This window comes from Streptomyces sp. NPDC059875, from assembly GCF_042731085.1.
Taxonomy (GTDB): Bacteria; Actinomycetota; Actinomycetes; order Streptomycetales; family Streptomycetaceae; genus Streptomyces.
This window is the reverse complement of sequence record NZ_JBHWJZ010000003.1, coordinates 72299-85087: the sequence shown is the minus strand read 5'-3', so window position 1 is coordinate 85087 and position 12789 is coordinate 72299. Positions and strand designations below refer to the sequence as shown.

Genomic DNA, 12789 nt, shown 5'->3' with positions numbered 1-12789 from the left:
GGCGCTCCCCCCTCACACGATCGGGTCATGGACGGTGACGAGCTTGGTGCCGTCGGGGAAGGTCGCCTCGACCTGGACGTCGTGGATCATCTCGGGGATCCCGGGCATGACCTCGTCGCGGGTGAGGACCTTGCGGCCGGAGGCCATGAGCTCCGCGACGGTACGGCCGTCGCGGGCGCCTTCCAGGATGTGGGTGGTGATCAGGGCGACGGCCTCGGGGTGGTTGAGCTTCACTCCGCGTGCTCTGCGCTTCTCGGCCACATCGGCCGCCACATGAATGAGCAGGCGTTCCTGCTCGTGCGGGGTCAGTTGCACGCGTCCCACCTCACAAGTCCTCGCGCCCGGCCGGACGGACCGGGTGGACCGGCAGGCTAGTTGTGCGGAGTTTCGGACTTGTTACGCCGCGTTACGCCGAACGACCCGAGTTGTTCGGCGTCATCGACATCAGCGCCTGCAGCCCGTCCTCGAGGACGCGGACCTCGACGTCTCCGAAGAGGGCCTGCTGGGCGATGAAGCCCTGGGCGACGGCGATCATCGTCCGGGCCACGTGGTCGGCGGGGACGTCGGCGTGCATCAGACCGTTGGCCCGATAGGCCTCGACGAGGTTCGTCCAGACCTCGCGCATGCCGTTGAAGCCCCCGTAGAGGGTCCGGAACAGCTCCTCGTCGCGCAGGGTCTCGGACCAGACCTGGAGGATGAGCCGCGCGAAGGCCCGGCGGTCCGCGCCCGGGATCCGCTCCTCAAGGAAGAGCCGGAGGACCGAGCCGAGCAGGACGTCGGGGGTGGGCGGCGGAGTGCTCCGCGAGGCCTCGTCGAAGGCGCCTCGTATCCCGTCGAACGCCTCCGCCGCGATGGCCGCGATCAGCTCGTTCTTGCCGCGGAAGTAGCGGTAGACGGCGCCGGCGGACAGACCCACCTCGGTCAGCACGTCCGCCATCGACGTGGCGTGGAAGCCGTTGCGGGCGAAGCAGCGCGCGGCCCCGTCGAGGATCTGACGGCGGCGGGCGTCGAGGTGTTCCTGGGAGACACGAGCCATGGCCGAAATGTAAAACGAACATTCATTCTTGACAAGCGCCCACGCCGGAGAGACAGTGAGCCCACCGCGTAAAACGAACGATCCTTCTCTTTGAATCGAGAGCGTCATGTCTGCCACCGCCACCCGCAAGACCCTCGCGGTGATGGTGCTGATCCCGGTCGTCGTGGCCCTGGCCCTGTGGGCCTTCGCCTGGCCCGCCGCCCGGATCGCCCCCCGCGACCTGCCCATCGGCGTCGCGGGACCCGCGACCGCCACCGCCCCCTTGGAGCAGCGCCTCACCGAGCGCGACGGGGCCTTCGAGGTCCACCACTACGACTCCGAGGCCGCCGCCCGTACCGCGATCGAGGACCGGGTCGTATACGGCGCGGTGATCGTCACACCGCGAGGCCCCGAACTGCTGACCGCCTCCGCCGCGAGCCCGGTCGTCGCCGGGCTGCTGCGCGAGGCCGTCACCGCCCAGGCCCCAGCCGGCACCCAGCTCAAGGTGACCGACGTCGTCCCGGCGCCGGCGGGCGATCCTCGCGGCAGCGCGTTCGGGGCGAGCCTGTTCCCCCTGATCCTGGCCGGCGTGGCCTCCGGCATCGTGGTGACGGTCCTCGGCCTGCGCCGCGGCCGGGCGGCCCTCGCCCTGGCGGGCGCGGCCGCGCTCGCCGGGATCGTCGGCGCCTCGCTCGCCCACAGCTGGCTCGGTGCGCTCACCGGCGCCTGGTGGACGGAGGCCGGCGTCCTCGCGCTGATGGTCCTCGCCATCGGCTCGACGCTCGCGGGGCTCGCCGCGCTGCTCGGCAAGCCGGGCCTCGGCCTGGGGGCGGTGCTGATGGTCCTGCTCGGCAACCCGTTCTCGGGCGTGACGAGCGCGCCCGAGCTGCTGCCGGCCCCGGTGGGTGCGCTCGGTCAGTTGCTGCCGCCGGGCGCGGGCGGTTCGGCGCTGCGCTCGGTCGCCTTCTTCGACGGCGCCGGCGCGGGCGCGCCGCTGCTGATCCTCGGGGTGTGGGCGCTCGTCGGCCTGACGGCTCTCGTGCTCGGCGGGCGGCGCGACCGGACGGCGGCCGCGCCTGCGACCGCCCCTGCCCCCGGACCGGCGCCGACTCCGGTGGGCTGACGCCGTTCGCGTACGGCCGCGTGCCCCCGCTCTAGCGGACGGGGGCACGCGGCTTTCTCATGCGCCGGTGGTACCCGGGTCGCGATGACGCGCCGCGATGCCGAAGCGTCCCTGTTCACCCGGAGCGGACGTGAGGGTGCTGACGGAGGAGACGGAGCTGACCACCGAATCCTCGGCGGTTTCGTGATCCGCTTCGAGTTTCTCCAGGTCAGCGGCGGAGACCAGCGCCACGAGCGGCTTGCCGTGCCGGGTCACGACGACGCGCTCGTTGCCGTACACCACGCGGTTGATCAGGTCGGCGAGCTCTGCGCGTGCTTGCGTCACCGGAATCTCGTAAGCCATGCTCCTCATCTTACGGAATGTACGTCCTGTACATTTTGAAAGAGAGCGAGGAGTCTCCCATGGAAGCCCGCTACGTCCTTCCCGAATTCACCGAGCGCACCAGCTACGGCAGCCGGACCCTCGACCCGTACTCCAAGCTGCTGGAGGAGCGGATCGTCTTCCTCGGCACACCGATCGACGAGACCTCGGCCAACGACGTCATCGCCCAGCTCCTGCACCTGGAGTACGCCGACCCGGACCGGGACATCTCGCTCTACATCAACTCCCCCGGCGGCTCGCTCAGCGCCATGTCCGCGATCTACGACACGATGCAGGTCGTCACCTGTGATGTGGAGACCACCTGCCTCGGTCAGGCGGCCTCGACCGCCGCCGTGCTGCTCGCGGCCGGCGCGCCCGGGAAACGGCTCGCGCTGCCCGGCGCCCGGGTCGTGCTCCAGCAGCCCACGATGGACGAGCCGTTGCAGGGGCAGCCCAGCGATCTCGACATCCAGGCACGGGAATTGCTCCGGCTGCGCGCGATGGTGGCCGGGATGCTGGTCACCCACACCGGACAGAGCCGCGAGCGGATCGACGCCGACATCGACCGCATCACCGTGCTCGACGCACCGGGCGCCACCGCGTACGGCCTGGTGGATCACGTGATCCAGAACCGCGGGGCGTCCGGTGGCGCCGGGGCGAGGTGAGCCGGGGATGGTGCCCGAGCTGCCGCCGCTGCCCGCCCTGACACGCGCCGAGGGCGAGTTCGTCGACGCCTATCTCGAAGTCGTCGACCTCCTCGGTCGCATCAATCCATCCAGGACATCGCATACTTATGGGGCACTCAGAGCGGCTCAGGCCCTGGTGGGACGGGCGACCGCCCTGCGCGACGCGCTGACGGCGATGCATGTACGCGGCGAGAGCGAGGTGCACGCGGAGACATTGGCCCGCGCGCTGCGGGTGTTGGACGGGGGGCGCCGCACGGAGCGGGTCACCGTCCCCGAACCACCGGCGAGTTGACAGTTCGGCGTGTCGTGTCGAGGTCCACTTGGGGCATCGCGGCCACGGAAATCCTCCCCCGTTCGGCGTAGTCGACGAATCGACTTATGTGCGGGGTGAGTTGCGCAACAGGTGTACACATCTGGCGGAATCGGGCGTTCCACCCCTGGTACGGAGCTCATCAGCCAAACCTCCGAAGATCACGAAACCTGTCTGTCCACCCGAATGGATCAGTCGTGAGGAGCCTCACATATCGCCGTTTCAACTCGGTTTTCGACCAAGTTCGGGTCAAGATCCCTGACGACGACAAGCCCCCGCCACCGCGGCGGGGCGGTCCGGGCGGACGCCGAGTCCTGCCGCTGTCCCGGATGTCTGGTCGACAGGAGTGGATCGGCAGGAGTGGAGGACCCGAGCAGTACGGGACGGCCGGCCAGTGGGGCCGTTCCTCGGGGTGAAGCCGCAGCCGCGGCCGGGCAACTTCGCCAGTCCGAACCCGACAGGTCATCCTTCACAGGCGGCTGACGAAGGGTTGCGCATGACTGCGCAGATTCATGTCCCGTCCCTGCTGTCCCGGGCCGGAGCCGTCTCGGCTCTCACCCTCGCCGCCGTCGGCGGCACGATGCTGGCGCCGGGCGCCGCGTCGGAGGCCCAGGCCGCGACCACGTACGCCGGCAAGGCGCTCGGTATCGCGGCCTCGAAGAAGGGATCGCCCTACAAGTACGGAGCGTCCGGACCCACTCGGTTCGACTGCTCGGGGCTCACGCTCTACTCGTACAAGAAGGCGGGCAAGTCGCTGCCACGTACCGCGCAGCAGCAGTACAACAAGACCCGGCACATCTCCGCCTCCAGCAGGAAGCAGGGGGACCTGGTCTTCTTCCACTCGGGTGGAAGGGTCTACCACGTGGGCATCTACGCCGGGAACAACAAGATCTGGCACTCGCCCAAGACGGGTTCCTGGGTGAAGCTCGACAAGATCTGGTCGTCCAAGGTCTATTACGGACGGGTCTGATGACCGCCCGACCGGCCGGCCTGCTGAGCAGCTGAGCAGCTGAGCAGCTGACCAGCTGACGAGTGCCGTCACGGGGGGGTGCGGTGGCGCCGCCGCACCCTCACGCAGCGGCCTCAATTCCCCGCGAGGGGCGCCGAGAGCAGGGTCAGCCCGAGGGCGGCGAGCGCGCCGCCCGTCACCCCCTGCACGGTCCTGGCCGTCCGCGGACGCCGCAGCCAGTGACCGAGCCGGTCCACCAGGACCGCCACCAGCGGGAACCACAGCAGGGCCAGCAGCACCACGATCGACGCCAGGAGCAGCGTGCGCGGCACGACCGCGACGCCGTCCGGCACGAACTGCGGCAGCAGACTCAGAAACAGCACCGGTGCCTTCGGGTTGAGCACATTGGCCAGGAATCCCTGGCGCAGGGCCCGCCCGACGGCCCGCTCGCCCGCGGTGTCCACGGGCGTGCCGGCGGTCGTCCGCAGCGCGCCGCGCAGCGCCTGCACGCCGAGGTACAGCACGTACGCGCCGCCGGCGATCTGCAGGACGCGGTAGAGCACCGGCACGGCGATCAGTACGGCCGCGAGCCCCGCCACCGCGAGGGCGGTGTGCACCAGGAGCCCGCCCGCCACGCCGACGGCGCTGGCCACCCCGGCCCGCCGCGAGGCGAGCGCGCTCCGTACGACGACCGTGAAGTCCGCGCCCGGCATGGCCACCATGCCCGCCGCGACCCCGATGAAGGCGATCAGCTGTCCGTCCATGACCCCAGCGTGCCCGCCTCGAGCCTTTAGTGTGTAGATGCAATCTTCTGGGTCTGCCCAAAGGAATCCTTAATGCAGGATCTCGTGCGGCTCGCGGCACTGGTGGCGGTCGCCGAGGACGGCTCGATCACCCGGGCCGCCGCCCGGCTCGGCTACACCCCGCCCGCGCTCTCGCAGCAGCTCGCCAAACTCGAACGGGAGGCGGGTGCCGCGCTGCTCGTCCGGCATCACCGCGGCGCACGGCTGACGCCCGCGGGTGAGCTGCTCGCCGCCCGGGCCCGCCGGGTCCTGGACGAGATGGAGCGGGCGCGTCATGAACTGGCGCAGCTCAGCGGGCTCTCCGGCGGGCAGCTCCGGGTCGGCACCTTCACGACCGTGGGCATCCATCTGCTGCCACCGGTCCTGAGCGCGTTCCGCCGGGCCCATCCGGACGTGGAGCTGACGGTCGCCGAGTACGAGCCGCCCGGCGGGGTGGTCGCCGTGGCCGAGGGCGAGGTCGATCTGGCGCTCACCCACACCTACGAGCCCGCGGAGCCCGCCCCGCTGCCGCCGGGGGTCGTGCTCGAACCCCTGCTGGTCGAGGAGTTGGTCCTGGTCACGGCCCCGGGCCATGTCCTGGCGGGAGGTTCGGGCCGGCTGCCGATCGCGGAGCTGGCCGGCCAGCCATTGATCAGCAGCGCACCGGACCATCCGCCGAGGCGGGGTGTGGAGGGTGCGCTCGCCCGGGCCGGCGCGACCCCCTCGGTCGTCTGCCGGACGCCGGGCTACGCGCTGGTGTGCGCGCTGGTCAGCGCGGGTCTCGGGGTGGCCGTCGTGCCGGAGATGGTGGCCACGATGGCGTCGTCGCCGCTGGGCGTACGGGCGTTGGAACCGACGTCGTTCCACCGGACGATCTCGGTGGCGCACCGCGGCGAGGAGTCGGGCCCGGCGGCGCGGTCGCTGCGGGCACTGCTGCGGGGCGGGTTCGGCAGGGCCTAGGGCCTGTGAGTCGCCCAGAGCCATCGCTCACAGGGCGTGATGATATGCTACGCAACGTGACAATGGAGCCCGAGGGCATCCCTCGACACCGCACGAACGCGCCCAATCACGTCTATTACTTCGACATCGGGACCGGCACCTGGCAGGGAAAAGCCACCTTCCGCGTCACCTCTTGGCGTCGTCTCATGCGCAGCCGCATCGGGTTGACGAACAAGCTGCTCGCGACCGCCATGCACATCGTCGAGCGGCTCACCGGTGCGCCTCGGCAGGAGTCGACGATCGTGGCGAAGCCGAACGAGGGCGAGTTCGGTCAGGCCGACAATGTGCTCAGGATCTCCAAGTTCGGCGTGACCCTGTACCTCTTGGACGAGCAGTACGTACTGGAGAGCAACGGAACTGGAGTCACTGTGCGCGCAAAGGAGCGGCTCGGCCCTGTGCCGGGCCTGCTCACGCGGGCCTTCACCTACTCTGCGGAAATTCGCGACGAAGGGATGGCCGCGACCTACCGCATGCCGTTGCTCGGAACCCCTTGGATCGCGAACTATCAGGTCGCAACCGACCGCCAGAGCCTCCTCGCGGAATTGGTGTGCGACTGGGGCACGGCGACCGAGGACACCCGCCGAGTCGGCGCGCCGGCTTAGCGGGCGGCAGGAACATACTCCCGATGACCGCCGAGTCCATGCTCCCCGCCGAAAAGGTCACCCTGGTCGCCGGACTGCTTGCCGACCGGGTCAGGCAGTACGACACCACGCAGGATCACCGGGCCGCGTTCGCCTACACCTACTACCGCCTCACGACGACGCTCGCCACAGGCTTGGATACAGGCACCCCCGTGTTCAACGACCCGCCGTGGGTCGCCGAGCTGTGCGAGACGCTCGCATCGGCCTACTTCAGCGCGATGGACAGCATCGACGAATGGCTGGCAGGACGAGCCAGTGGCTCCGTAGGCGAAGTTCAGCCCAGTGATCTGCCGGACTCCATCCCTCAACCATGGCGAGATGTCTTCGCCGCTTCGAGTTTCCGGCACTCCTACATGCTGGAAGACGTGCTCTTTTCCATGATGGCGCACATGTCATACGACTTGCCGGAAGCATTGCGGCGCATGGCGACGTCCACGGACGACCGCAGCCACATCGCGGACTTCCACCGCATGAACGACATGCTGGCGTCCTGTATCGACGGGGTCCAGGACGACCTTTCGTCCAGGTACATTCGTGGGCTCAGCTCTTTGGACAGGCTGTTCACCCGTAGTGACGAACTGTTGACCAACTACGGGATCCGGGTAGCGCGGGGCTTGGCCTGGTTCAACTGCGACAGACTCTTGGACCCGGATTCGACCGAGGAAGCGTCGCGGTCGATCGGCAGGAGCACCGCCGCGCTCATCTCCGAAATCCGCTCCCCCGGCGACTGGAAGCTGCGCGCCGGCTTGTGGATCCTGCGCAGGTTGATTCCCGACCGCCGGCGCTGGCCCGCAGCGAGTACGCCCATCGCGTAGAAGGCCGAAGCCTGTAGGGACCGGGCCCGCTGCCAAGCCGACCGGCGTCGTCAACCCATGGGCCCTGGGGCCCCCTCGGTGTGGCTCTTCTTGACCTTGACGCAGCGGCAGGGTTTCTACTGAGAGCCATGCAGATCCCGAGCGATCGCCGCGCACGTCGGGGCGATCCCCAGAGAGAGGACACCGAGATGGACACCACCGTCGAGAAGCAGCGGGCCCTCCTGCGCTCCGCCTACGAGAAGCTGGCGAGCGGCGATCTCGACGCGTGTGTCGAGATGATGACGGAAGACTTCATCGCCAACCTCCCCGGGGCACCCGAGCCGCTGCGCGGTCGGGAGATCTGGCGGCTGGGGGCTCAGTCCATGGTGGACGGATTCCCTGACCTGCAGATCCATGTCGAGGACATGTTCGGTGTCGACGACAAGGTGGCGGTGCGGGTCCACTTCCGCGGGACGCATCGTGGCACCTTCCAGGGCGTCGTGGCGACGGACCGGCCGGTCAGCTTCCGAAGCATCGAGATCTACCGCTTCGAGGGCGACAAGATCGCCGAGGAGTGGGTCGCTCCGGACATGATGAGTCTCATGCGGCAGATCGACGGCGCGACAGTCGCCTAGTTCGGGGAGGCCGTCCAGGGGAGGTTGATCCAGACCGTCTTGCCGCCCTCGTCGGTCGGGGTGACCGAGAGTCGGCCGCCCGCCTCCGCCGTCAGGAAGCGGATGATGACCATCCCCCGGCCGTTGTCCTGCTGCACCGCCGCCGGAAGCCGCTTGGGCCAGCGGGGGTGGCTGTCGGTGACGCCGATGTGCAGCTGCTCCTCGCGCTCCAGGCGGACGTCGACGGTGAAGGTGGGTGACTGGCCGAGGGTGTGCTGGACGGCGTTGGTGGCGAGCTCCGAGACGATCAGCCGGACCGTGTCGGCGGTGTCGTCGGCCTCCGCGAGCCCCCAGCCGGTCAGGACGTCGGCGACATATCTCCGGGCGGCGGACACCGAGGCGGGATCGCTCGGCAGAGTGACGGTTGCTTCCTGGTGGTCTGCCATGGCGACGCTGTCCCTTTCCCACCGGGCCCGGCCCGGATTGCACTTCGCGTCAGACTGCCACCGAACACGCCGCCCTGTGTGGCGATCCACCAAGATATGTGCATATTTGTCGCTCGAAGCGGTGAACTCTGCTACGAGAGACCGTATTTGAGCCGCGCACACGGCATGGCCTCGACGGGCCGGGGTCGTGCGCGCCGCGTTCAGTGCCCCGGTGGCGCGGTGCGCACGATCGTCTCCACCGCCCGGTCGATCTGCGCGTCCGTCAGGTCCGCGCGGGCGGTGAGCCGCAGCCGCGAGATGCCGTCCGGGACGGACGGGGGCCGGAAGCAGCCCACGGCGAGCCCCTGCTCGCGGCAGTCGGCCGCCCATCCCAGCGCGGCCTCGGGTGAGGGGGCGCGCACCGAGACGACGGCCGCGTCAGGGCGTGCGGCGGTCAGTCCGGCATCGGTGAGCATCCGGTGCAGTGTGGAGGCGACGGTACGGGCACCCTCGGCGAGGCCCGGCTCGGCACCGATCAGCCGCAGGCTCGCGAGGGCGGCCCCGACGGCGGCCGGGGCGAGTCCGGTGTCGAAGATGAACGTCCGCGCCGCGTTGACCAGGTGCTCGACGACCCGGGCGGGTCCGAGGACGGCGCCGCCCTGGCTGCCCAGCGACTTGGAGAGGGTGAGGGTCGCGACGACGTCCTCGTCGCCAGCGAGACCCGCGGCGTGCAGGGCGCCCCGGCCGCCGTCGCCGAGCACCCCCAGGCCGTGGGCGTCGTCCACGACGAGCGCGGCGCCATGGGCACGGCAGGCCTCGGCGAGTTCGGTCAGCGGGGCCTTGTCGCCGTCCACGGAGAAGACGGAGTCGGTGACGGCGAGGGCGCGTCGGCCCTCGTGGGCCCGCAGGGTCTTGCGTACCGCCTCGGGGTCGGTGTGCGGGACGACGGCCGTCTCGGCGCGCGAGAGCCGGCAGCCGTCGACGATCGAGGCGTGGTTGCCGGCGTCGGAGACGATCAGCGAGTCCCGGCTGCTCAGCGCGGTGAGCGCGGCGAGGTTGGCGGTGTAGCCGGAGGAGAAGACGAGGGCCGCCTCGAAGCCGCAGAACTCGGCGAGTTCGCGCTCCAGGCGGGTGTGCAGCCGGGTGGTGCCGGTGACGAGGCGCGATCCGGTCGCACCGGCGCCCCAGCGCCGCGCCGCCTCGGCCGCCGCCTCCGTGATCTCCGGCCGGCGGGTCAGTCCGAGGTAGTCGTTGCTCGCCAGGTCGAGCAGGTCCGTTTCGGCGGGGCGGGGCCTGAGCGTACGGACAAGGCCCGCCCGCTCGCGGCGGCGCGCCTCGGCGTCGGTCCAGTCGAACGCGCTCCGGCGCGTGTCCTCGTCCCGGTGCATGGGGCAGATCCTTTTGTAGGCAGCGCACAGACCCTAACCGTCCGCGGCCGAGGTCAGGGTGTGGCCATGCACACACCTCAAACGGGCTCGTTTGTTCAGATCCTCCTTGGCCGCGGGGCGTGCCGTAGGCCAGGATCAGCCCTTATGGACCTGCTGAACACGCTGGTGGACAAGGGGCTGCGGCGCGAGCTGCCGAGCCGTGAAGAAGCGCTCGCCGTGCTGGCGACCTCCGACGACGAACTGCTCGATGTGGTGGCCGCGGCCGGCAAGGTGCGCCGCCAGTGGTTCGGGCGTCGCGTGAAGCTGAACTACCTGGTGAATCTGAAGTCCGGGCTGTGCCCGGAGGACTGCTCGTACTGTTCCCAGCGGCTCGGCTCCACGGCCGGGATCCTGAAGTACACCTGGCTGAAGCCGGACGAGGCGTCCCAGGCGGCCGCCGCCGGTGTCGCGGGCGGCGCGAAGCGGGTCTGTCTGGTGGCGAGCGGCCGCGGGCCGACGGACCGGGACGTGGACCGAGTCGGAAAGACGATCGAGGCGATCAAGGAGCAGAACGAGGGCGTCGAGGTCTGCGCGTGCCTCGGCCTGCTCTCCGACGGCCAGGCCGAGCGGCTGCGCGAGGCGGGCGCGGACGCGTACAACCACAACCTGAACACGTCCGAGGGGACGTACGGGGAGATCACGACCACCCACACCTACCAGGACCGGGTGGACACCGTGCAGAAGGCGCACGCCGCCGGTCTGTCGGCGTGCTCCGGTCTGATCGCGGGCATGGGCGAGAGCGACGAGGACCTGGTCGACGTCGTCTACGCGCTGCGGGAGCTGGACTCGGACTCGGTGCCGGTCAACTTCCTCATCCCCTTCGAGGGCACGCCCCTCGCGAAGGAGTGGAACCTGACCCCGCAGCGCTGCCTGCGGATCCTGGCGATGGTCCGATTCGTCTGTCCGGACGTCGAGGTGCGGATCGCGGGCGGCCGCGAGGTGCACCTGCGTTCGATGCAGCCGCTCGCGCTGCACATCGCGAACTCGATCTTCCTGGGCGACTACCTGACGAGCGAGGGCCAGGCCGGCAAGACGGACCTGGACATGATCGCGGACGCGGGCTTCGAGGTGGAGGGCGCGGGCACGACCACATTGCCCGCGCACCGGGCGGACGCGCTCGCCGCGGCGGGTGCGGCCGGCGGATGCGGCTCTCAGAAGTCGGCGGGCTGCGGCTCGCACGCGGAGGCCGGCGGCGGGTGCGGCTCGCACGCGGAGGCGGGCGGCGGCTGTGGTCCGTGCGGTGGACATGGGCCGGAGGCGGTCGAGCCCGCCGAGGCCTCGTCCGCAGAGCTGCCGGGGGCCCGTACCGACCTGGTGGCGGTCCGCCGCCGCGGCGCCGGAACGGACCTCGCGCCGAATGCGTAACGAGGAGCTGCTGGCCCTGGACCGGGCGCACGTCTGGCATCCGTACGGCCCCATGCCGGGCCGTACGGAGCCGCTGGTCGTCGAGTCCGCGTCCGGGGTACGGCTCAGGCTCGCCGAACCGGCGCACGGGCAGGCCGAGTTGATCGACGGCATGTCCTCGTGGTGGTCGGCGATCCACGGCTACAACCACCCGGTGCTGAACGAGGCGGCGCGGGGGCAGCTGGACCGGATGAGCCATGTCATGTTCGGCGGGCTGACCCATGAGCCGGCCGTCCGGCTCGCCGCCCGGCTCGTGGAGATCACGCCCGAGCCGCTTCAGCATGTCTTCCTGAGCGACTCCGGTTCGGTGGCCGTCGAGGTCGCGATCAAGATGTGTCTGCAGCACTGGCGCTCGGTGGGACGGCCCGCGAAGCGTCGGCTGCTGACCTGGCGCGGCGGGTACCACGGGGACACCTGGCAGCCGATGGCGGTGTGCGACCCGGAGGGCGGCATGCACGACCTGTGGTCGGGCGCGCTGCCGAAGCACTTCTTCGCCGACCCGCCGCCGGTCGCGTACGAGGAGTCGTACGCGGAGCATCTGCGGGAGCTGATCGGGCGGCACGCGGACGAGCTGGCCGCGGTGATCGTGGAGCCGGTGGTCCAGGGCGCGGGCGGGATGCGGTTCCACTCGCCCGAGTACCTGCGGGTTCTGCGGGAGGCCTGCGACGCGCACGACGTGCTGCTCGTGTTCGACGAGATCGCGACCGGCTTCGGCCGTACGGGAGCGCTGTTCGCCGCCGACCACGCCGGGGTCTCCCCCGATGTGATGTGTGTGGGCAAGGCGCTGACCGGCGGGTATCTGTCGATGGCGGCGACGCTCTGCACGACGCGGGTCGCGGACGGGATCTCGCGCGGCGAGGTCCCGGTGCTGGCCCACGGGCCGACGTTCATGGGCAATCCGCTGGCCTCCGCGGTGGCCTGCGCCTCGATCGATCTGCTGCTGTCCCAGGACTGGACGGTGGAGGTCAAGCGCATCGAGGCGGGACTCCGGGACGGTCTCGCCGCGACCGCCGCGCTGCCGGGGGTACGGGACGTGCGCGTCCTCGGTGCCATCGGCGTCGTGCAGCTCGACCACGACGTCGACATGGCCGCGGCGACGCAGGCGGCGGTCCGGGCGGGCGTGTGGCTGCGCCCGTTCCGGCACCTGATCTACACGATGCCGCCGTTCGTGACCGGCGACGAGGATCTGGCCCGCATCTGCGCGGGCGTCCACGCCGCGGCGGCGGCGGGCTGAGCGGACGAGGAAGGGACTCGACACAC

Annotated in this window: 16 protein-coding genes and 1 riboswitch; of the genes, 10 read left to right on the top strand and 6 right to left on the bottom strand. The window is 70.4% G+C overall.

Translation table 11 applies throughout. The features are described 5' to 3' along the window. Positions 1-12: 12 nt before the first annotated feature. Both ACFV9D_RS04390 and ACFV9D_RS04385 read right to left on the bottom strand, forming a co-directional pair. On the bottom strand, positions 13-315 hold the full coding sequence (locus tag ACFV9D_RS04390) for an urease subunit gamma (protein WP_385140698.1): 303 nt from the start codon (positions 313-315) through the stop codon (positions 13-15). 91 nt (positions 316-406) lie between these two features. Further along, complete coding sequence (locus tag ACFV9D_RS04385; RefSeq protein WP_385140695.1) at positions 407-1036, bottom strand: TetR/AcrR family transcriptional regulator; 630 nt, start codon at positions 1034-1036, stop codon at positions 407-409. Between the two features lie 106 nt (positions 1037-1142). Here ACFV9D_RS04385 and ACFV9D_RS04380 point away from each other — a divergent pair, with 106 nt between their 5' ends. Then, positions 1143-2138, top strand: a complete 996-nt coding sequence (locus ACFV9D_RS04380) for an ABC transporter permease (RefSeq protein WP_385140694.1) — start codon at positions 1143-1145, stop codon at positions 2136-2138. Positions 2139-2195: 57 nt separating this feature from the next. Here the strand turns inward: ACFV9D_RS04380 and ACFV9D_RS04375 are convergent, their stop codons facing one another. Next, a complete protein-coding gene (locus ACFV9D_RS04375) occupies positions 2196-2480 on the bottom strand; it encodes a type II toxin-antitoxin system Phd/YefM family antitoxin (RefSeq protein ID WP_385140691.1) in 285 nt (94 codons plus the stop codon). Positions 2481-2539: 59 nt separating this feature from the next. Between ACFV9D_RS04375 and ACFV9D_RS04370 the strand changes: the two genes are divergently transcribed. The 3 genes from ACFV9D_RS04370 (at position 2540) to ACFV9D_RS04360 (ending at position 4464) form a co-directional block, all read left to right on the top strand. Then, positions 2540-3163 carry an ATP-dependent Clp protease proteolytic subunit gene (locus tag ACFV9D_RS04370; protein ID WP_385140688.1) on the top strand — a complete coding sequence of 208 codons (624 nt, stop codon included), beginning with the start codon at positions 2540-2542 and terminating at the stop codon, positions 3161-3163. 7 nt (positions 3164-3170) lie between these two features. Continuing rightward, positions 3171-3476 (top strand): hypothetical protein, encoded by a 306-nt coding sequence (locus ACFV9D_RS04365; RefSeq protein ID WP_385140686.1) that lies wholly within the window; start codon positions 3171-3173, stop codon positions 3474-3476. A gap of 313 nt (positions 3477-3789) precedes the next feature. Beyond that, positions 3790-3987: riboswitch (cyclic di-AMP (ydaO/yuaA leader) on the top strand. A gap of 3 nt (positions 3988-3990) precedes the next feature. Further along, complete coding sequence (locus tag ACFV9D_RS04360; RefSeq protein ID WP_385140683.1) at positions 3991-4464, top strand: C40 family peptidase; 474 nt, start codon at positions 3991-3993, stop codon at positions 4462-4464. 113 nt (positions 4465-4577) lie between these two features. Here the strand turns inward: ACFV9D_RS04360 and ACFV9D_RS04355 are convergent, their stop codons facing one another. Further along, a complete protein-coding gene (locus ACFV9D_RS04355) occupies positions 4578-5207 on the bottom strand; it encodes a LysE family translocator (RefSeq protein WP_385140680.1) in 630 nt (209 codons plus the stop codon). Between the two features lie 72 nt (positions 5208-5279). Between ACFV9D_RS04355 and ACFV9D_RS04350 the strand changes: the two genes are divergently transcribed. From ACFV9D_RS04350 to ACFV9D_RS04335, 4 genes are all read left to right on the top strand, one after another. Beyond that, positions 5280-6185: a LysR family transcriptional regulator gene (locus ACFV9D_RS04350; protein ID WP_385140677.1), complete on the top strand. Its 906-nt coding sequence runs from the start codon at positions 5280-5282 to the stop codon at positions 6183-6185. 56 nt (positions 6186-6241) lie between these two features. After that, positions 6242-6826, top strand: coding sequence for a hypothetical protein (locus ACFV9D_RS04345; protein ID WP_385140674.1), 585 nt, complete (start codon positions 6242-6244; stop codon positions 6824-6826). Positions 6827-6849: 23 nt separating this feature from the next. Continuing rightward, a complete protein-coding gene (locus ACFV9D_RS04340) occupies positions 6850-7680 on the top strand; it encodes a DUF5995 family protein (protein WP_385140670.1) in 831 nt (276 codons plus the stop codon). 188 nt (positions 7681-7868) lie between these two features. Continuing rightward, positions 7869-8294, top strand: a complete 426-nt coding sequence (locus ACFV9D_RS04335; RefSeq protein WP_385140667.1) for an ester cyclase — start codon at positions 7869-7871, stop codon at positions 8292-8294. On the opposite strand, the gene ACFV9D_RS04330 is transcribed toward ACFV9D_RS04335, so the two are convergent. Next, on the bottom strand, positions 8291-8719 hold the full coding sequence (locus ACFV9D_RS04330; protein ID WP_385140664.1) for an ATP-binding protein: 429 nt from the start codon (positions 8717-8719) through the stop codon (positions 8291-8293). The genes ACFV9D_RS04335 and ACFV9D_RS04330 overlap by 4 nt on opposite strands. Positions 8720-8919: 200 nt before the next feature. After that, a complete protein-coding gene (locus ACFV9D_RS04325; RefSeq protein WP_385140662.1) occupies positions 8920-10086 on the bottom strand; it encodes an 8-amino-7-oxononanoate synthase in 1167 nt (388 codons plus the stop codon). Positions 10087-10230: 144 nt separating this feature from the next. On the opposite strand from ACFV9D_RS04325, the gene bioB reads away from it, so the two are divergent. Further along, a complete protein-coding gene (gene bioB / locus ACFV9D_RS04320) occupies positions 10231-11490 on the top strand; it encodes a biotin synthase BioB (protein WP_385140660.1) in 1260 nt (419 codons plus the stop codon). Further along, positions 11483-12763, top strand: a complete 1281-nt coding sequence (locus tag ACFV9D_RS04315) for an adenosylmethionine--8-amino-7-oxononanoate transaminase (protein ID WP_385140657.1) — start codon at positions 11483-11485, stop codon at positions 12761-12763. The genes bioB and ACFV9D_RS04315 overlap by 8 nt, the downstream gene beginning before the upstream one ends. The last annotated feature ends 26 nt before the right edge of the window (positions 12764-12789 follow it).